The organism is Shimia sp. (genome assembly GCF_965227725.1).
Classification (GTDB): domain Bacteria; phylum Pseudomonadota; class Alphaproteobacteria; order Rhodobacterales; family Rhodobacteraceae; genus Shimia.
The window spans coordinates 489,462-510,281 of the sequence record NZ_CBDDGH010000001.1 but is presented as its reverse complement, the minus strand read 5'-3'; the positions used below and the strand labels follow the sequence as shown (position 1 = coordinate 510,281).

At 53.9% G+C, this 20,820-nt stretch carries 14 protein-coding genes and 1 pseudogene; 11 read left to right on the top strand and 4 right to left on the bottom strand.

Features of this window, described 5'->3' with window-relative positions:
- Positions 1–688: 688 nt before the first annotated feature.
- Positions 689–904 carry a hypothetical protein gene (locus tag ACO07T_RS02445; RefSeq protein ID WP_422048123.1) on the bottom strand — a complete coding sequence of 72 codons (216 nt, stop codon included), beginning with the start codon at positions 902–904 and terminating at the stop codon, positions 689–691.
- Between the two features lie 826 nt (positions 905–1,730).
- Positions 1,731–2,429, bottom strand: coding sequence for a hypothetical protein (locus ACO07T_RS02440; protein WP_422048121.1), 699 nt, complete (start codon positions 2,427–2,429; stop codon positions 1,731–1,733).
- Positions 2,430–2,974: 545 nt separating this feature from the next.
- On the opposite strand from ACO07T_RS02440, the gene ACO07T_RS02435 reads away from it, so the two are divergent.
- Together ACO07T_RS02435 and ACO07T_RS02430 are read left to right on the top strand one after the other, a co-directional pair.
- A complete protein-coding gene (locus ACO07T_RS02435) occupies positions 2,975–3,625 on the top strand; it encodes a hypothetical protein (protein WP_422048120.1) in 651 nt (216 codons plus the stop codon).
- Between the two features lie 142 nt (positions 3,626–3,767).
- On the top strand, positions 3,768–5,153 hold the full coding sequence (locus tag ACO07T_RS02430) for an IS1182 family transposase (protein ID WP_209101862.1): 1,386 nt from the start codon (positions 3,768–3,770) through the stop codon (positions 5,151–5,153).
- A 725-nt stretch (positions 5,154–5,878) separates the two neighbouring features.
- On the opposite strand, the gene ACO07T_RS02425 is transcribed toward ACO07T_RS02430, so the two are convergent.
- On the bottom strand, positions 5,879–6,139 hold the full coding sequence (locus ACO07T_RS02425) for a DUF1272 domain-containing protein (RefSeq protein WP_422048595.1): 261 nt from the start codon (positions 6,137–6,139) through the stop codon (positions 5,879–5,881).
- Positions 6,140–6,620: 481 nt separating this feature from the next.
- On the opposite strand from ACO07T_RS02425, the gene ACO07T_RS02420 reads away from it, so the two are divergent.
- Both ACO07T_RS02420 and ACO07T_RS02415 read left to right on the top strand, forming a co-directional pair.
- Positions 6,621–8,708 carry an adenylate/guanylate cyclase domain-containing protein gene (locus tag ACO07T_RS02420; protein ID WP_422048119.1) on the top strand — a complete coding sequence of 696 codons (2,088 nt, stop codon included), beginning with the start codon at positions 6,621–6,623 and terminating at the stop codon, positions 8,706–8,708.
- A gap of 50 nt (positions 8,709–8,758) precedes the next feature.
- Positions 8,759–9,991: a phosphatase PAP2 family protein gene (locus ACO07T_RS02415; RefSeq protein ID WP_422048118.1), complete on the top strand. Its 1,233-nt coding sequence runs from the start codon at positions 8,759–8,761 to the stop codon at positions 9,989–9,991.
- Positions 9,992–10,012: 21 nt separating this feature from the next.
- On the opposite strand, the gene ACO07T_RS02410 is transcribed toward ACO07T_RS02415, so the two are convergent.
- Positions 10,013–12,301: a hypothetical protein gene (locus ACO07T_RS02410; RefSeq protein ID WP_422048117.1), complete on the bottom strand. Its 2,289-nt coding sequence runs from the start codon at positions 12,299–12,301 to the stop codon at positions 10,013–10,015.
- 429 nt (positions 12,302–12,730) lie between these two features.
- Between ACO07T_RS02410 and ACO07T_RS02405 the strand changes: the two are divergent.
- The 7 genes and pseudogenes from ACO07T_RS02405 to ACO07T_RS02375 all read left to right on the top strand — a co-directional run.
- Positions 12,731–13,793: pseudogene (locus ACO07T_RS02405) on the top strand (IS3 family transposase); the annotation flags it as partial.
- Positions 13,794–14,119: 326 nt separating this feature from the next.
- The gene (locus ACO07T_RS02400; protein WP_209101862.1) at positions 14,120–15,505 is read left to right on the top strand and encodes an IS1182 family transposase; all 1,386 of its coding nucleotides are present in this window, start codon (positions 14,120–14,122) and stop codon (positions 15,503–15,505) included.
- A gap of 154 nt (positions 15,506–15,659) precedes the next feature.
- The gene (locus ACO07T_RS02395) at positions 15,660–17,045 is read left to right on the top strand and encodes an IS1182 family transposase (RefSeq protein WP_209101862.1); all 1,386 of its coding nucleotides are present in this window, start codon (positions 15,660–15,662) and stop codon (positions 17,043–17,045) included.
- Between the two features lie 337 nt (positions 17,046–17,382).
- The gene (locus ACO07T_RS02390) at positions 17,383–18,297 is read left to right on the top strand and encodes an SMEK domain-containing protein (protein ID WP_422048115.1); all 915 of its coding nucleotides are present in this window, start codon (positions 17,383–17,385) and stop codon (positions 18,295–18,297) included.
- A 27-nt stretch (positions 18,298–18,324) separates the two neighbouring features.
- Positions 18,325–18,825 carry a hypothetical protein gene (locus ACO07T_RS02385; RefSeq protein WP_422048114.1) on the top strand — a complete coding sequence of 167 codons (501 nt, stop codon included), beginning with the start codon at positions 18,325–18,327 and terminating at the stop codon, positions 18,823–18,825.
- Entirely contained in the window at positions 18,822–20,228 is a 1,407-nt protein-coding gene (locus ACO07T_RS02380; protein ID WP_422048113.1) for an argonaute/piwi family protein, read from the top strand. Before ACO07T_RS02385 ends, ACO07T_RS02380 begins: the two co-directional genes overlap by 4 nt.
- Positions 20,229–20,330: 102 nt before the next feature.
- A complete protein-coding gene (locus ACO07T_RS02375; protein ID WP_422048112.1) occupies positions 20,331–20,762 on the top strand; it encodes a hypothetical protein in 432 nt (143 codons plus the stop codon).
- Positions 20,763–20,820: the final 58 nt, after the last annotated feature.

The window sequence follows — 20,820 nt, the reverse complement described above, 5'->3', positions numbered from 1 at the left end:
TATGTGCGCTAATTTTTTCAATTGGCGCACATCAAACAATGAAATGATGCCTAGAGGATACAAACTACCTCAATACTCTCGCTTGTTTTTGCCTAAAAAGGGCTGCCGCATTGAGCAAACAAAAATGAGTACATGGTCCTTTTCGCTGAACAAAGCAGCCATCGCAACGCGCGCATAGCGGCCATTCATATCTGTAACGGCAATGGCAGCGGAGTCCGCATTCCAGCGGTTAGCGACACTAGCTTTGAACGGCGCGCTACCATAAATGCAAATCATGACGACAGCACAGCGTAGCTGTGATAACAGAGTTTATGACCTGATTTTCTCCACCCTTTTTGCATTCAGCACGGACCTCTCCGTGGCTTTTGAGTTGCACGACAAGTAGGAAAACAGATGAAAAGAACAGACCTCCCCCAGATCCAAGGCAAACGCTTCGACATCGAGGCACTACACGGCGACATCGCCGACCTTATGAAACAAGCGAATGAGGGGCCAACTTTCCTCCGTCGGAACGGGCGTGTCTCCTACGTAGTCATGTCCGAAGAACTTTTTGAAGAGCTGTGGCCAGATCCAAGAAGAGTCTGGGGGGTCGAAGAGACACCCATCCGAGAGAGAAAATCTTGTTAGCCGCCTTGCGCAGATCACTGGAGTAAAGCGAGGAGGACCACGAAGGGACTGGACCTAAAATCTAACCCGACAATTTGCCTTCTAATTCATCACAAAAGCGTTTCATGTCAAAATCCGGATCCAATGGCCCCATCAACTGAACCTTTTTTTGAAGCTCCTGCATTTTGGCCAATAGCTCCTCATAGCTACTGTCTGATGGGTCTGATGACCCGCTTTGATGAGCTGCTCGAGCGAGTTCCAGTTTAGCTTCCCCTTCGCCCCCTTCTTTATCACTCATGCCAACTCACTCCCAATCAACCATTCGCTTGCCGTACACGCGGACCAACATTGCACCACAGTTTATTAGCAGAACATTCACACGAACTAGCGGTCGCGCCAAATCAATTGGTGCTATCTTCTGGCGCAGCCCCATCTGCCCAAAAGGATCATACCCACAACGTAAACGCTGAACGCTCGGCTGGGGCGACATCAGGTTCGCATGACACCTGAATGTCCTTAGGCGCTGTGAGCTAACATGAGACGTCAGAAGCCCCCCAAATCCGGCTCCAGCGGTTTTGAGCCGTTCAGCGGCGCCTCAATACTACCATCGCTTTCAGCACTAACTCAAAATCTCATCTGGATACGCTTGTGAACAAAGTCCTAACAAAGCTCTCCGGGACTGCTCACACACATACTAAGGCGTTGCGGTAGATGGAGAGTTTCAGTGATTCTTTTATGAACAAGGTCACCATTTACGACGGCTTCACTTGATCTTAGGCTTGAATGCTTGGCTTTAGGTGCCAGTGCCTTCCCTTTCGGTTATTCATAGTTTTTAACTTGCTTAGTGAATTTCTGGAACACTTCGGGTTCTGATTTTGGGTAAGCGCGAACAAACCCAGCGTCGCAAGGTATTGTCTCAATCTCTTTTTTGTCCAGCGCGCGTGCGAGGTGAATTGCTGCCACGTCCAATTGCTCTGCCAATTGACCACGTGTAATAAATCTCTCTTCAAAGTCTCAAATACTGCTTTCGGTTACTTAGCATCGGTAATGTTGCGTTTCGGGATTCCGAACTTTGTATTGCGTGAGGTACCCCATCCCTACCCAATTGCGTATAGACTCATGCTTCATGAGTTTTCCTTTCGCGGAGCAACAACGGAATTGATGGAAATGGCTTCGCGCACATTTGCACGGAGTTGACCCGCGTAAATTGCACGAAACGCAGCGCGGAAAGCCCAAGCACCTAGACCCGACTTTTCGACGAGGTCACTTATTGGGACCTCCCCCCAAAGATCGTGAACAAGATCCGCTATGACCTGATCGGCTTCGCCGTCTGGGCTCCGCCGAAAAAAGTTCAGCAGCTCAGCATTGCGAACCTCGATTTTATGGCGCTCACGCTCGGTGACCAGATAGACTTTGTCAGCAAAGCCAACAGGCAAATCACGCTTGATCGCACGTAGTGTCGCGCGAAAGTTCAACGCTTTGACGCGCTCGCTAGGTTTGACGGCCACAGCAACACGTGTCCCATCTCGAAGTGCAAGCAGGTAGTCGAAGCGATGGGTCCTTTGCGTGCCATCAGTGTCAGCAAATGCAACTGGTCTTGGCTGGTCAAAGAGATTCCAAAGCTCAGGCATGGCCAGAGCCAAGAGGCAGCATTCACGTTCTCCCTGGCTCGCGCTGATGATTTGGCGCCAGTATCGCTCTGCTGGCGTACAGGCCATGGTAAACCCACGCACCGTAAATTTGGAACGGGCGGGAAACATGAGCCCAGCGATTGTGGGTTCAGGTGGACGATAGAAATCATCGTCATCGATTGATATGTTCATAGTGTTTGCCCTGGCGACCGGCGCAAACCGGTACCAGCGGGCACTCCTTGTAGATTTGGATAAACGAAACCCGCGCGCAGAAAGGCTCTGCGCGGTTGACGGGGTTTCGAAATTGAGTCATGAAGGAGGTGCAAAGGGACGCATTCTTTTGCACCTCGAGCCCCGTTGGAAGTCGTTACCTTCCATCGGGGTTTGTCCGTTATGGGACCATTATTCTCTCCTTTCTGATTACAGAATTGACGATTGATGTCGGCGGCTAACGCTGCCGCAGAGATCAATCACAACCCCTTTTCGGTCACTGTTCACTTTCACGGCCTCAATCGAGGAAGCTACGAAGTCGCCGCAAGCGGATCGCAAGATGGCCGATCTGGTGCGGGCATCTCGCTTTCAACACTCGGTTCTATTTGCTCAATTCGATTCTGTAAATATTTATATATACCAATTACTTACACACAATCAGGCCCCATTGAAACGGTGTCATTTTTTGACGCAAAAAAGTTTGCTACAACGCAATGCAATATCATTTGGGAGCGCGGAGAAGACCATTGCCAAAGAGAGTTGTTCAATTGCAGCGCACTCATCGGCATCTGCTGTATGTTTTTGATGGAAAATACGCGAAACCCTATCCATTCTGGATGGTACGCAGAGATTTCAAGGCCGCGAAAAACCTAGCAGATTTCGCACGCGCCTATGATGTCTCGCCTCAGATAGCGATTGAGATACTGACTTTGGCTAAGGTCGATTTCGTCTGGCCGTTGTATAAATTACATCTGCTCGGTCAAACCTGCGCCGAAGTCGCCGCACAAAACGGTATAAAACTGAGGACTTTGACAAAACTCTTCAGGAGCGACAGACAGCAAGTGAAGCCCGGCAGGCGACTGAAGCCAGGCAGACGACGCATGCTGCCGAACAACAAGCGCCTCAAGCGAAAATGGAAAAGAACTGGCAACACCAACCGCTTTGCACGATCCATGCGTGTGCATTGGCAGACCGCAAAAAAGATCCACCACAGACTTTTCATCAATGAGCTCCACCGAAAGCGCAGCCCTCGTATGCCAGCTAGCGTAAACGCCAACGGCTATGACCCTTGGCGGCGTTTGGGCGTTTGGCAGCCGCAAAAGTATGGAATTTTGTGGTGCGACCTTACGTTCGAGACAAGCGCAAAGCGAGCTTGCTGGCTACAAGTGCCCCCTTGAAGCGCTAACGTCCGAGTTGACCTTACCCTCGAGGGTAAGGCGTTTGCCTATGGAGGGATGGGCGTATTTTGTTGAAAAACTCATCCTTGATCGGTGCATGAACTGCTGATTCAATTCTTCCAATGGGTGGGAGGATAGAGCGATGTTGGGACCGAGGCAGGAAGCGCAGGCGTCGCTATTCTATGAGTTCTCATTGGAGAACCACGTGCCCCAAGATCACTTGCTTCGGTCGATTGATCGCTTTGTCGATTTGAGCAGCATTCGAGTGCATCTCGCGGATTTCTACAGCCACACCGGTCGTCCATCGGTCGATCCTGAACTGCTGATCCGTATGCTGCTGGTCGGCTATTGCTGCGGCATCCGCTCTGAGCGACGGCTGTGCGAAGAGGTGCATCTGAACCTGGCATATCGATGGTTTTGCCGCCTCGATCTGAATGACCGTATCCCGGATCACTCGACGTTCTCCAAGAACCGGCATGGGCGCTTCCGCGAGAGCGAACTGCTGCGCCACCTTTTTGAGACGACTGTCGCGCGGTGCATCGAAGAAGGTCTGGTCAGCGGTCAGCGCATGGCAATCGATGCCAGCCTGATCGAAGCCGATGCCAACAAGCAGAATTCAACGCCAAAAGAAGAATGGGATGCATCAACCATCGATCCAGAAGATGCGCCTCGTGCGGTTCGCGAATATCTCGACACCCTGGATAAGGCGGCTTTCGGAGCTGCGAGCGAAGTGCAACCCAAGTTTACCTCGCATTCTGACCCTGCCAGCCAATGGACGGCAGCGCGTAAAGGGCCTGCTTTCTTCAGCTATTCCGACAATTACCTGATCGACACGGATCACGGGGTTATAATCGACGTGGAAGGCACCAGATCAATCCGGCAGGCAGAGGTCGGATCGACCAAGACGATGCTGGACCGCGTGAAAGCGAAGTTCGATCTGCATCCGGAGCGCCTGATCGCGGACACCGCCTATGGCACCGGGCCGCTCCTGGGCTGGCTTGTCGACCGCAACATCGCCCCGCACATTCCGGTCTTCGACAAGTCCGGGCGCAACGATGGCACTTGGACGCGGGCGGATTTCGAGTGGGATGCAGAAAACGATCAATACATTTGCCCTGAGGGCCAGGAACTCAAGCAGTTCCGCCGCAACTATTCTGACCCAAACCGAGGGCCAACCGGCAAGGGCACGGCCCGCTACCGCGCCCTGAAAGAAGTTTGCCAGGCCTGTCCATCAAAAGCCAAATGCTGCCCTAATGCCGATGCGCGCAAAATCACCCGCGAAGAGCACGAAGACGCTCGTCAAGTCGCCCGCGAGATCGCCAAAACCCGCCAATACGACATCTCGATGAAACTCAGAAAGAAGGTCGAAATGCTCTTTGCCCACCTCAAACGCATCCTCGGTCTGGGACGGCTCCGACTACGCGGACCATGTGGTGCCAATGACGAATTCCTCCTCGCCGCCACCGCCCAGAACCTCCGCAAATTGGCCAAGATCTTTCCTGCGCCGCAGCAAACGCGCAAAGCCTGACCAGAAAGGCGCTCGCGCTCGGTTCAGCTCATCAATTTCTGCATCAGCAACACGTTGTTTTTCAACAGAATCGGCAGAAACCGGAAGTTCGCTGCTCTAGCGATACCGTGTTTATGGCTTACCGATAGCAGACATTGAATTGCGGAGGCGAGAATTCGCGCGAATGAAACGACATTGCCGTTTGCTACTCGCAATATATAGTCCCGGCACCACCATATTTTACAGCATTTAGAGAAATTTACTATACAACTTGATCCCGTCCGTCCGGGTAGAGCATGAGATCAATTCCACTACCTTTGGGCTGCACGACGTAGTCTGCGCCTTCTGCTGTCTTCGTCGGATTTGGTTGCAATCGCGATCGAAGGCGTTTCAGAGTCTGAAACCAATGAGCCAAGTGGTGAGAGCGGCGAGGAAGTGATTTATATCGCTGAGTATTGGGGGGTGTAGAGCTCTGCAAGTGTAACAAAGTGACGTATCTCCAATTCAAACACTCGACCTTGAATATAGGAAAACCTTGGGTGCTAGGTGATCTGAAGAAAACAATGGTGGGCTTCTACAGGAGGTGCCATGCGTTCCTGTCAGGCATTGCGGATCCGGAAAAGCAGTCAGTAGAGTTTATGTTTCTGACCAACCGGCCTGTTGCGGACTGGGTTCACAGTTTGCTGGACAGGATCAAGTCAAGACAACTTCTGCCGACGGACACTAGTTGCGATCATCGTTTTTGCCTATTGGTCTTCCGGTGCAACGTTGCGAAGTCTAATCGAAAGGGCTGCTACTTCCGCTTCAGACCATTTCGAGTGATGGCGTTGCGTTGAAGTAGGTTGGTGTTCAAGCGCTAGCTTCAATTCACAACGATACGAAACGCGTAGCTTCACGGGGCGTAAAACAAGGTTGCCACCGCAGGTGGCACAGACGTTTCTGAGAACATTTTTAGCGCAATCACAGTAATAGGTGCATATTCTGGCGTCGGCACTTTCGGGCGGCAGCTCGCGGTCGCACCATTAGCCGTTTGGTCGAAGCTCTAGTATTTTAAGTCCTATCGACCAATTGATCGCACAACCAGTGTTTGGCATAAACCATAGTATGCACACCAAAACCGCCAAAACGCCACCATTGCGATACTGATTTTCGAGGGACCGAAGTTGCTGGACGCAACCGAGGCTCTTCAGGTTTTTACAGTCGCATTGCGTAACGGAGAGACATCCTATCAAGTCGTCCTGTGTTCCGTGACCGGTGGGCTGATACAAACTGACGCCGGCATTTCATTGCAAACACGTGCACTGAACGATCTCGGAGGCAAGTAGATCGATACCTTGCTGATATTGGGTGGCGATGGCGCTCTTGAATTTGCGAAGTCAAAGCCGCACGAGTCGCCATAACAAGAGCGACGACAGGGGCGCGGCGTATCGGCTCGATATGCACCGGCGCATTCGTATTGGCTGCACTGCTACATGAGTGGGGCGGTCGATGTCAGTTATCCGGATTGCTCGTCTGCGAGATTTGTTTGTGGCGTATCAGGCTTCAGATGAGCTCAGGCTCTCCTTTGATCGCCGGCTGCGTCTACAGCGCGGAGCTAGCAGATTCCTAAACGCCCTACTCACTGCGTCGAGAAGGGGCTGGCAGGGCGCAGATTGTCGGCCGCTATGGCGGCTGTTTTCTTCCATTCTGTGTTCCCGAGCTTTGCCTTCCGGCATTCATGCGAGGCCATCAACTCTAAAAGTAGATTTTGCATTGTATTTTTGCTACGCTTCAGCAGTTTTCAAAACTTGGTTCAGCGTTGTGCTCCGAAATGAAGACGAACTTACTCCAAGACGACTAACGGCTTTTGCCTTTGCCGACATCGTTGGGTTCTCCCGTTTGATGTCCGACGATGACGTCGGAACAGCAAAGCTTTGGGAAGACCTGCGACACGAGTGCCTATTGCCTCTTGCTGACCAATTCCATGGGCGATTGGCGGAATTTGCAGGTGATGCGCTTCTCATAGAGTTTTCCAGTATAGTAAATGCCCTGTCTTGGGCGGTGGAAGCGCAGCGGGCTGTCGAGTCAACGGCAATGCCGGAGCAAAGACCAGTCCTGCAGTTGAGAATCGCTGTAAACGCTGAAGATGTTATTGTCGATGACGACCACATTTTGGGCGACGGTATCAATATCGCGTCGCGTATCCACGAGGCCGCTGAGCCCGGTCAGATTGTGGTCACTAGTCTCGCGCGCGAACTTGTGGGTAGCAGGGTGCCTGTGCGATTTCGCAATCTTGGTACGCCACGTTTGAAAAACATCAGTCGCATTGTTCAGCTCTACGCCGTGGAGCCACTTTCAGGCCCGGCTGACGCTGGGCTGCACCAGCCGTTTCTGGAATGGACCTCTCGTCCTTCCGTGGCGGTAATGCCGTTTCGGTGCATATCTGACGAGCTGGAACTTGACTACTTCGGTTCGGGGATCACCGAAGACATCATCACTGGCTTATCAAGTAGCCGACGCTTCCACGTCATTGCTCGCGCATCAACTCTACAATTCGCCGACCGCTCTAAAAACCTAACGGACATCGCTGCCCAACTTGGTGTTAACTATATTCTCGATGGCAGCGTCAGAAAGCAGCGAAGAAGGCTGAGGATATCGGCAGAATTGGTGAGTGTTGCCCAGAATCGTTCGATTTGGGCAGAACATTTCGATGGCAGCTCTGAAGATGTTTTTAGCTTTCAGGACAAGATTGTTTCACAAGTGGTCGGTTCATTCGAACCGAGACTTCTTGCTGAAGAAACCAAGCGCGTCCGTAACCGGCCAACATCCAGTCTGGACGCATATGATTGTGTGTTAAAGGCATCGTCCCAGCTCTATGATTTCACGGAGGATAGCTTTCGCGCTTCTGGGATTGCATTGGATCGAGCATTGGAACTCGATCCGAATTATGCTCAGGCGCATGCTTACTCTGCATGGCGCCTAAACTTTCTTTACGGAGAAGAGCGTTCTCGCGACCCGGAAGCGATCAGGAGGCGTGCATTTGAGCATGCCCAAAAAGCGATCAGTCTCGATCCAAGGGATGCGTTTTGTCAGGTGGTTGCAGGGCACCTTACAAGTCTTGTTGAAGGAAAGCCGAACGAAGCGATCTCCATTTTCGATGTTGCCCTATCACTTGATCAAAACAATGCTCTCGGGTGGGCCATGAGCGGAATCACGATGAGCTATCTGGGGATGCGCGATGAGGCAATGCAGCGCTTTCAGAACGCGTTCAAACTCAGCCCCTTTGATGCAATGAATTTCTCATGGTGGTGTGGCGCCGGAATGGCTGAATTCGTCGGCGGAAACTATAACTTAGCCGTCGACTGGTTGCGTAAGGCGCGGCGCGCCAACCCACGTTACGCTGCAACCCTGAGGGTGCTCACAGCTTCACTTGCACTCGCTGACCGGCTTGAAGAGGCCTACACAGTGGCAGAGGCTCTTTTGGAACTCGACGAAAGTTTCCAAGTGGATAGGTTTGTTTCATGGTATCCTTTGGTCAGAAGCAGGGACAAGGTGGCCCTGAGCCGAGGTTTGAAATTGGCGGAGCTGCCACATTAGAAGGCGCAACTAAGTAGGGTATGTTCGCAAGTTTGGTTTGGAGGACTGCAATGGCATTCGGTCAGGGACAGGGACAAGGACAAGGACAAGGACAGGGCCAAGGACAAGGACAGGGCCAAGGGCAAGGACAGGGACAGGGCCAAGGGCAATATCATCCGCTCGCCGGACACATCCCGTCAGGCAGCAGCTTTCCGCGAAGCTACTATGCAACGCCATTTGAGTTGCGCAGAAGGCCTTGGGCTCTGGAATTCAGCCCCGACAATACCGGGGCCACCTCCTTTCCTACGAATTTTCGAATCGATCCAGCGAGAAACCCTGAACATGCCGAATGGCGGTCACGCGACTGGGATCCCGCGCTCAGGTTCTGGTCCCGCGAGTTCGACCCAGAGTTAACCGAATGGCTGAAGTCGGCCGACCCGGCCCTGCCATCAATCGTGGCCGCGCGCGAATTCGCGCAGGAGTGGGAAAAATGGCATCCGGATGAGGGCCGCTATGGTCAATCAGATTGGAACTGGATCAAAGACGAGGATCTTTTGTGGTTCAACGGTTCCGCCGCAAGTCGATGGGCAGAGATCAACGCTGAGCTGGATCAACTGGTCAATTACATGCAGGAAGATCGCGCGGCCTACCTTAACGAAGCGGACCTTCAGGCCGACCGCCTTCATGACTACATCGCGCAATTCATCGGCGCAAACCAACGCGATCACGTCTGGACGATGGAATTGATCGCCTGCGGGCTGGCCATCGGCAATCTTGTGTACATGGCTTACAAAGATCATTTCAAACGGGTACGACCATCACTTCTGTGTCCGGGTTTAGTGCCCCCTTTTGGCCCGCCGATGCACCCCGCCTTCCCAAGCGGGCATGCCTTCCTCGCCAATTTCATATCGTTGTTGCTGCTTGAAATTCCTTATATGCATATACGGCTTGGAGTGGACAGATCGGGTGCACCGGGCAATGGTGATCCGTTAACTCAGCCACTTTGGAGCGACGTCGGCACGCCCGGAACAGTGCTGCCACCGAGGCCTACTACAGTACGTAGACCAATTCCTTCACCGCTTCTGCTGATCGCGCAGAGGATCGCAGTGAACCGCGAACGGATCGGAGTGCATTACCCGTCTGACAGCTCCGCGTCGCGGCATCTAGCGTTTGGTGTCTGGGACGCGCTGCTGCCTGGGGCAGACCGTAATCCGGACTATGTTGATGAGGCTGGAGCGCCGCTTCAGATAGAGTGCCCAATGCTGCATGAAATCCTGGTACGGGCCAAGGCAGAGTGGAGCTGAGGTCCGTCAGCTAGCCCCTGTTTAAAGCCAAAAAAGCCCAAGGTTGTTGTCATTTGCGACGCGATGCATCACCGCCTCCCGCGATTTCGGCGGCTGGTCCCCCTGTGCGATTTCAGTGGCCAGCGCAATTGCCGGGTCGGTGTTTGCCCGATCCTCCGGCGCGCTGATTTCAAGCAACAGCAGAGCACTCATGGCTGGCCAGCTTGCTGGGAGACTAATCGTCGGCACATCATAGGTGACGGTCTCGTGCGGCGCTGGCGGGGTGGCGATATCATATTCGAAACTCCACGCATGGATCCACAAGATGGTGTTGCCACCGAAATGCAGCCCAATCCATCCACGCAGATGTACGCTCGTTACCGGGCTGGTGCCCCGATTTCCAAGGACAACCGATCCGTTGCTCAGCTCACCTACCCAGCCGGCATCTGCCGCCCAATGTAGCGAAACTGGATTATAGCTGCCGTCTCCGTGATCGACTTCTCCCGCAAAAGTCTTCTCAATCCCGCTGCGCTTGTCTTTCAAATACAGATCCACCGGCGGTGGCGCTCCCGGTCCATTGTTCACGCGGTTCGGATCTGCCGGGTGCAGGCCCTGCGCCTCAAACGCCCAACGAATAGGCTTGTGCGCCTGTCCGCCGGTCCAGATATCGCCAAAAGTGGACGGCAAAGTGGTGAGTGCCAGATCAGCCTCAATCAAAGCGCATTCCAGTTCCTCCGCCAGCAAAGGTGGGTGGGCAAAGCTGTCCACGCCGCGCACCAGTAGATAGAGAACAACCATAGATGCTTTGCGGCGGGCGAACTCATCTGGCTCGCCATCGGTTCGGACAGTGTCGCCGCCGAGACATCGGTAAAGCCGGAACAGCGTTGTCGATAGGATTTGCTCTGAATTATATCCCTTCAGTTTCCGTAGGTCGCTTTCGGGAGTGCGCAAAACGTCGCGATGCATGGTGCCGCTCCAGCTCCATCCGGACAGAACGCTGCGATCATGTCGGCGGGTGGTGAACACCCAAGGGAACGTCTGGAACCTGAAATCAGCCCAGGGACCGTCACGATCCGCTTCCGGTATGCGTGACGTAGGATCAGCCAAAACAGCGGCCAACCCGTCTCCAATGCTATGCACAAAGCGCAATTCAAGCTCACCTAGCGCAGCGGCAATAAGTACATGTCCCAACTCATGATGGATCCAGCGGCGGCTGTTGGCGATGCCCAACGGTTGAGCCTCACGCGGCTCAAAGGCGCCGGTATCCGGCACGTCTCGGAACCAGCGGTTCAGGTTGGCCAACGCAAGGAACATATGCACGGATCCGACTGTCGGTGTGAGGCCTCCGGCGTCAGGAAAATCCCTTATATCGACACGTGCGTTAATGGTGCGGCCGTCTTTGCCCGGACCGGGTCTTATGCCGGAGCGATAATGCACCTGAAGCGGCCGATTGACCCGACGGAATAAAGCTGCGGTATTGAGGCCAAAGTCGCCGATGTATTTGAAGAATTTAAGACAGCCATAGTAGGCGGAAATGGCGGATTGGTCATTTGAGCGTGCGTCTGAAATCTCGCCGGGGTCGAGAACGATGTCACGGGGATCTGTTGGGTTATTGCCCACGTCCTGCCCGACGAATTCGGGGCAATGGCGGATCAAAAAATCATTTGTTTCCAGAGGCGTTGCTATATTGACCATGTCACGGGCCGTGTCCAATTGACCGGCAGGCCGATATGCTCCGAATATATAGGGCGGAGGATCCTGAACATCCTTGTCTGAGACGGGATCATCCTCAAATACCGGCACGGTCGCATTGGCATCAGCATAAAGAGGGTGCTCCCCAACACGTGTTGGCGTGAGATCTCTATCTGCCAGCGAAATGCGTGTCACCGCAACACTTACCGGGTCGAGTAGAGCGTGTTCAGCTTCGCGCAAAGGCACACGGGCCCCATAAGTGACGATGTCGACGGAATAGTCTGGATCCGTTTCGCTATGCCCTTCTTTTCGCAGGCGAAACTCGTGAAACGCCATCGCGTTCTCTTGCTGACCTGCAGCTCTCGCAACGCGTGCCCTGTTGTTCGTAAAATATCTTTGTGGGTTGCCCAGAGCTGCAAGCGCTTCATCGTCCGCCTCCAGCCAGGTGATATAGGGGGAATTTGGCAAATGCGCAGTCAGGCCATTCAGAGCGAACACCCCGCGGGTCTTGTCAAACACTCGCATGACGACGCGCACCCCAAACCCGCTGGGCAGCGGATCGCCAGCCACCATAATGGCCGTGGCGTCATCGTCCCGAAATGTCACCCTCGAAATGACGGGCTCAGAGGTGTCATCCATCCTTTCGTTAACAAGGGGTCTCCAGCCAAAATCGGCATTCGGGGTGTCCGGATCCAGGGCGTCTAGCCATCCCTGCGGCAGGAAGTTCTTATCTCGGCTTGGGAATCTGCCCGAAAACGTCGCATCGAACCGTTCTGCAACGGCAGTCAGGTAGGCATGCGCTATCCGCTGTAGTTCGGTTTCGCCGAACAGATCGCTTGTTCTGCCGATGAACGGTGCACCAGAATGACAAGCCATAACAACTGGCCGCCTGCCACCTTCCCCGTCACCGAATGCGCTTAGAACTAGGGCAGCATCAGGCGGCGTCCAAGGCGTTGCGACATCGTCCAATAGCGTGAAATGTATCGGCATCGGATAGCCTCACCGCGAAATATTGGATTTCGCCAAGTGTAACACAATTTCACACTCTAGTGCGCGAATTCGCTACATTGTCGCAGATACGGCATCAGCGATGCGACGTTCTATAAATATAAAGCAAAGTTTGGCGGCATGAACTTGTCTGATGCCAAGAAGCTGCGGGCGCTGGAAGATGAGAACAACAAGCTGAAGCGCATGTTGGCCGATGCGATGCTCGACAATGCAGCCCTTAAGGATCTCGCGACAAAAAATCACTGACACCTGATGTGAAGCGACGAGCTGTGCGTGATGTTATAGATCGGCACGGCTTATCCGAGCGTCGGGCGTGCGAATTGGCTGATCTGCATAGGTCGGTCTTTCAGTATCAAAAGCAAGATCGGGGTGACGACGCCCTGCGCAATCGGCTGCGCGAACTGGCGAATGAACGTCGTCGGTTCGGCTATCGTCGTTTGGGCATCTTGCTGGCCAGGGAAGGGTTTGAGGTGAACCACAAGAAGCTGTTCAGGCTCTATCGCGAGGAAGGGCTGACGGTGCGCCGTAGGCGGTCACGCAATCGGGCTCTGAGCGCGCGGCGACCCATTCTGGTGCCGGGTCGCGCCAATCAGCGATGGTCACTGGACTTCGTGTCTGACGCCTTCGAAGATGGCCAGCGGTTCCGAGTGTTGTGCATCGTGGATGACTGCACGCGAGAGGCGCTGGCAACGGTCGTGGATCGCTCTCTATCAGGCGCGAGGATGACTCGTGAACTGGACGAACTGGTCCGTTGGCGCGGTCAGCCGGATATGATCGTCGCTGACAACGGAACGGAAATGACATCTCATGCAGTGCTGAGATGGTGTCAGGAAACGGGTGTCGGCTGGCACTACATCGCGCCTGGAAAACCCATGCAGAATGCCTTTGTGGAGTCGTTCAATGGCAGGCTGCGGGACGAATGCCTGAACGAAGAAATCTTCGGCAATCTCGCTGAAGCTCGAAAGATCATTGAAACTTGGAGGATCGACTACAACACCCAGAGACCACACACTTCACTTGGCGGACTGGCTCCAGCCGTTTACGCCAATCTCAACCGTCCACCCGGCCTGCTGCGCTTGAGCTACGCAAGAGCTCCGCTCAGCAGGCCTTGACCGCAACCTAATCAACAGAAAGAAACGGGAACGGATTCTACATCCAAAGGGCCCGGATCAGGGGGCTGGGTCAATTTGACGAAACTTCCTCGATACTAAGCCAATTTGTTTTCATCCGCACGCCAGCACTACACGTTCAGGTAGAAACAGAGCAATCTCGATATTTTTGAATTCGGATAGCCATCGACATGCCGCCCCCTCCGCTGCATTGCAGAACCCCGATCAGAATAAGAATTAACATCAACGGCGGCTTTGGGCGTATTTTGTTGAAAAACTCATCCTTGATCGGTGCATGAACTGCTGATTCAATTCTTCCAATGGGTGGGAGGATAGAGCGATGTTGGGACCGAGGCAGGAAGCGCAGGCGTCGCTATTCTATGAGTTCTCATTGGAGAACCACGTGCCCCAAGATCACTTGCTTCGGTCGATTGATCGCTTTGTCGATTTGAGCAGCATTCGAGTGCATCTCGCGGATTTCTACAGCCACACCGGTCGTCCATCGGTCGATCCTGAACTGCTGATCCGTATGCTGCTGGTCGGCTATTGCTGCGGCATCCGCTCTGAGCGACGGCTGTGCGAAGAGGTGCATCTGAACCTGGCATATCGATGGTTTTGCCGCCTCGATCTGAATGACCGTATCCCGGATCACTCGACGTTCTCCAAGAACCGGCATGGGCGCTTCCGCGAGAGCGAACTGCTGCGCCACCTTTTTGAGACGACTGTCGCGCGGTGCATCGAAGAAGGTCTGGTCAGCGGTCAGCGCATGGCAATCGATGCCAGCCTGATCGAAGCCGATGCCAACAAGCAGAATTCAACGCCAAAAGAAGAATGGGATGCATCAACCATCGATCCAGAAGATGCGCCTCGTGCGGTTCGCGAATATCTCGACACCCTGGATAAGGCGGCTTTCGGAGCTGCGAGCGAAGTGCAACCCAAGTTTACCTCGCATTCTGACCCTGCCAGCCAATGGACGGCAGCGCGTAAAGGGCCTGCTTTCTTCAGCTATTCCGACAATTACCTGATCGACACGGATCACGGGGTTATAATCGACGTGGAAGGCACCAGATCAATCCGGCAGGCAGAGGTCGGATCGACCAAGACGATGCTGGACCGCGTGAAAGCGAAGTTCGATCTGCATCCGGAGCGCCTGATCGCGGACACCGCCTATGGCACCGGGCCGCTCCTGGGCTGGCTTGTCGACCGCAACATCGCCCCGCACATTCCGGTCTTCGACAAGTCCGGGCGCAACGATGGCACTTGGACGCGGGCGGATTTCGAGTGGGATGCAGAAAACGATCAATACATTTGCCCTGAGGGCCAGGAACTCAAGCAGTTCCGCCGCAACTATTCTGACCCAAACCGAGGGCCAACCGGCAAGGGCACGGCCCGCTACCGCGCCCTGAAAGAAGTTTGCCAGGCCTGTCCATCAAAAGCCAAATGCTGCCCTAATGCCGATGCGCGCAAAATCACCCGCGAAGAGCACGAAGACGCTCGTCAAGTCGCCCGCGAGATCGCCAAAACCCGCCAATACGACATCTCGATGAAACTCAGAAAGAAGGTCGAAATGCTCTTTGCCCACCTCAAACGCATCCTCGGTCTGGGACGGCTCCGACTACGCGGACCATGTGGTGCCAATGACGAATTCCTCCTCGCCGCCACCGCCCAGAACCTCCGCAAATTGGCCAAGATCTTTCCTGCGCCGCAGCAAACGCGCAAAGCCTGACCAGAAAGGCGCTCGCGCTCGGTTCAGCTCATCAATTTCTGCATCAGCAACACGTTGTTTTTCAACAGAATCGGCGTATTTTGTTGAAAAACTCATCCTTGATCGGTGCATGAACTGCTGATTCAATTCTTCCAATGGGTGGGAGGATAGAGCGATGTTGGGACCGAGGCAGGAAGCGCAGGCGTCGCTATTCTATGAGTTCTCATTGGAGAACCACGTGCCCCAAGATCACTTGCTTCGGTCGATTGATCGCTTTGTCGATTTGAGCAGCATTCGAGTGCATCTCGCGGATTTCTACAGCCACACCGGTCGTCCATCGGTCGATCCTGAACTGCTGATCCGTATGCTGCTGGTCGGCTATTGCTGCGGCATCCGCTCTGAGCGACGGCTGTGCGAAGAGGTGCATCTGAACCTGGCATATCGATGGTTTTGCCGCCTCGATCTGAATGACCGTATCCCGGATCACTCGACGTTCTCCAAGAACCGGCATGGGCGCTTCCGCGAGAGCGAACTGCTGCGCCACCTTTTTGAGACGACTGTCGCGCGGTGCATCGAAGAAGGTCTGGTCAGCGGTCAGCGCATGGCAATCGATGCCAGCCTGATCGAAGCCGATGCCAACAAGCAGAATTCAACGCCAAAAGAAGAATGGGATGCATCAACCATCGATCCAGAAGATGCGCCTCGTGCGGTTCGCGAATATCTCGACACCCTGGATAAGGCGGCTTTCGGAGCTGCGAGCGAAGTGCAACCCAAGTTTACCTCGCATTCTGACCCTGCCAGCCAATGGACGGCAGCGCGTAAAGGGCCTGCTTTCTTCAGCTATTCCGACAATTACCTGATCGACACGGATCACGGGGTTATAATCGACGTGGAAGGCACCAGATCAATCCGGCAGGCAGAGGTCGGATCGACCAAGACGATGCTGGACCGCGTGAAAGCGAAGTTCGATCTGCATCCGGAGCGCCTGATCGCGGACACCGCCTATGGCACCGGGCCGCTCCTGGGCTGGCTTGTCGACCGCAACATCGCCCCGCACATTCCGGTCTTCGACAAGTCCGGGCGCAACGATGGCACTTGGACGCGGGCGGATTTCGAGTGGGATGCAGAAAACGATCAATACATTTGCCCTGAGGGCCAGGAACTCAAGCAGTTCCGCCGCAACTATTCTGACCCAAACCGAGGGCCAACCGGCAAGGGCACGGCCCGCTACCGCGCCCTGAAAGAAGTTTGCCAGGCCTGTCCATCAAAAGCCAAATGCTGCCCTAATGCCGATGCGCGCAAAATCACCCGCGAAGAGCACGAAGACGCTCGTCAAGTCGCCCGCGAGATCGCCAAAACCCGCCAATACGACATCTCGATGAAACTCAGAAAGAAGGTCGAAATGCTCTTTGCCCACCTCAAACGCATCCTCGGTCTGGGACGGCTCCGACTACGCGGACCATGTGGTGCCAATGACGAATTCCTCCTCGCCGCCACCGCCCAGAACCTCCGCAAATTGGCCAAGATCTTTCCTGCGCCGCAGCAAACGCGCAAAGCCTGACCAGAAAGGCGCTCGCGCTCGGTTCAGCTCATCAATTTCTGCATCAGCAACACGTTGTTTTTCAACAGAATCGGCGGAGAGCGGTCATTCGCTGCAGATGCTCCATCTTAAGTGCCATCTCACGAATGCGGACATTCGTTTAGGATGGCCAAATGAAAATAGGATCCACACGTTCCTCATAAACAAACGCAAATCTCGATGGCCAAAAAGCTGTGTGTCAACGGGGCACCGCAAAGATAACTCCAGACAATAACAGCCTCAGTTCGGATGATCGCACCATTGGCTTGAAATGATCTTGTCTCGTTCCCACTCTATTAAGGTGGAAAGAGGGCAGTGGATGAAGCAGCTAGCGGTTGAAAATAAATTGAGGGGAGTGGTGAGTCGCCTGGAGCGTCAGGTAGAATTGGCGACTGCCCAAGGGCGTACGGACATAAACTTGGCGCTTGAAGATGCGTTCATTCCGATCCTAAAAGCGACCTACAATCTTCCTAACCTTATCAACCTGAATCGCAGGGTTAAGAATTTCCCCGGGATCGACCTTGGCGACGACCACGACCGGGTAGCTTTCCAGCTGACTTCGACAACAACACTCGACAAGGTAAAGTCCACAGTTCAGCAGTTCATGGACCGAGCCTACTATAACAGTTTCGACGAACTTTTCGTCCTTATGCTGACCCCAAAGCAATCTACCTATAGTCAAGCCGCGATAGACGGGCTGCTGACTGACCAGTTCTCCTTCAACTGCAAGAAACATATAATCGACCTCGGCGATATTCTTAGGGAGGTGTCGGCATTGCGTGTAACTGCGCAGGAGCGGATCTTGCGAGAGTTCGAGCATATTCTGGGCGAGGCCGAAGCCTTCACCAGCTTTAACGCAGAAACCGTAGAGGCGCCAACCACAATAACTTCTAACCTGCAGGCCATCGAGCTTCCGGAAGCTGTCTACGTTGCTGATCTCACAATTGACGACAAGGCGGTCATTGCGAGGGCCAAAGTCGAGCTGAACTATGGTGGTCGATCAAGAAACAGGCGGTCGACCATAAAGATGGCACTGTTATTGGAAGAGGTTGAAACTGATGCCTGGGTGTATCACGATGGCAGGCTTTTCGCATTCGAAGACATGGAGCGAACCGGGCTGGCGGCTGCGGTCGACTCGGGTTCGATTGAACGCTTGGATGTGGCGGACCTTGCTGACTCGTCCGAAGTGGATAACGTCAACATTCTCAAACAGCTTCTTCACGCCCATACCTGAGAGCTTTTAAAACCCGCAGGCGCAAAGTTGCATTCTAAGGACAGGTTTTTCTTCTTCGGCCCAAATGAGCAAGGGCAAACCGAGCGGAAGGAATCTTGGGTCGGAAAGAAGAAATCGGTGCGCCGAGTGTACAAAGTGGTCCAGCAAAAGAAGGACCCCACCAAAGTTGCGCATCACCAACACATGTCCTTCGAGCTGTCATTCACTAAGATCGGAGACGCTTGGTACGCGGAGATCGTACCAAGCTGGTACTACTCGTATAATGGCTACAAGCGATCGAACTGGCATGAGGACCTTCTGTCAAAACAAAAGCGGCTCGAGCACAACTCAACCGTGCGTGATCAAGTTCGCTTCGTGGCCTACTTCCTCGCCAGCTTGTGCGAGGGCAACGCTGATGCCTCTATAATCGGCTACCAGTCACTAGTGCAGTTTGAGACCGATCAAACTGTTGAAGCGGAGGCTCTGGTGGATGAATTGGAAGAAAATGCTGAGGTAAGTGGTGACGGCTCAAATGAGGTCGCGGCATGAGGTTCACGACGCTTCCGGAACCCCTATTAGAGTTCGGCACTGGTACACACATATGCCCTCGTGCTGGTATCGAACAGATGGGGGTTTATGATAAGCGCGACGAGTTGCGCCGCACTGAACTTAGGATCGGTGTTGTCGGTCGCGGCGAGGGGGTCGACCTGCTAGACGAATGGCTTGCCAAATGCAGGGCCGGTTTAGAACGCAAGGCCGGATCCAAGCTGCCTAACCTCTTCCGTGGATTTGGCGGAATTAGTCCAGATCATGGATTCCTGACCCGCATTATCAACTCGCCTCAGTACACCCGCACCTTGCAGAAGTCGGAGATTAATAGCGCACTGAAGCTCGAAACCCGTGCCACTAGGATCGATCGGGCCGTTGCCCTCTTCTATGAGCAGGTCCGATTTCTTGCGGAAAACAGAGCGGTAGATGTTATTGTATGCGTCCTACCGAATGAGTTGTTTGACTCTGTTACCACGAGGGCCGAGGGCGAGGCCGCTGATAATGAACTCGAGTACAACTTCCGGCGTATCCTGAAGGCGCGGTGCATGCATTTAGGCACGCCGTTGCAGCTCGTTCGCGAGAAGACTATCCTCATTACCAAGAATTCGGGTGACCAGCAGGACCCTGCAACGAAGGCGTGGAACTTTGCGACAGCACTCTATTACAAGGGAAACCGCACAATCCCTTGGCGGCTCGTCGAGGACAATGCGAAACCTCCGTCCTGCTATATCGGCATTGGGTTTTACAAGAGCCGCGACGGGGAGACTGTTTCGTCGAGCCTCGCGCAAGTTTTCGATGAATTCGGCCACGGTATCATCCTGCGCGGGACTCCGGTTTCGATCGACAAGAAGAATCGACGCCCATACCTCTCCGAAGAGCAAGCTTACGAGTTGCTTCGCGATGCGCTAGAGGAGTACGACCGCGCTCTGCAGCATATGCCGGCTCGGGTTGTAATCCATAAGTCGAGCCACTTCCGTGAGAGCGAGCAGGTCGGGTTCCGTCGCGCACTGGAGGAGAAGTCGATCCGCTCGCGTGACTTCGTTGCTATTACTGGTACCGACATTCGCCTCTTTGCAGACAAAAACTATCCCCCAAAACGTGGCACTCTGCTGGCGATGTCCGAGTCCGATGGCGTGCTTTATACTCGCGGGACTGTAGACTTCTACAAGACCTACCCAGGTATGTACGTGCCCAACCCGCTCCGCATTACGGCCTATGACCAAGATTCGTCATTGGAGAGCCTCTGCGAAGAGATCCTCGGACTCACCAAAATGAATTGGAACAATACTCAGCTTGACGGACGGTTGCCCATTACTCTCGAGTGTGCCAGCAAAATAGGGGACATTATGAAGTACGTTGATCCGAAAGAACGTCCTCAAGTGAGCTACAGCTACTATATGTAGCATTGATTGGGGTTTTGCATTCGTTGCGCTTGCACGGGAATCGGACATCAATAGCGGTATCGCAGTTGGCGCTTGAATGTCACTCTGGGGCCGGATCGACAATTGAGCATGTTTGCCCTCCGCGTGAGTTTTCAGCGGATGTTCAATCCATTACTGTTGGTTTGTGGCATTCAATCTCAAAATGTGGCAAGCCTATTAATGAACCACGGCCTCAACAAGCGACACTACGACGCTCTCCGAAAGCTGCGCGAAGAATGCGACTACGAGGATTCTCGCAATGATGGGGAGTTGGTCTTTGTACTGCGCAACAAGCTGTCGCCCGGTATCGATAATCAAACGCTTTCGGATCTTGAAGGTTGGAGGATGCTTGAGGCGGGCGTCAACAAATGGTTCGGGACTCTTGGCTATCGCATCACTGAACTCGGCCGAAAGGTTGAGGCCCTCCCGCCTGAGAAGCCCAAGGCAAATGCCAAACACAAGCTGCGACCCCTTCCTTCCCGACTAGGAGAACCTAAAGGGCGGTTTGATAGATAGCTGTCAAACGGTATTTAGCTCTCTCTAGTGCGGCTCATTCTAGGTTTGCATCTTGATT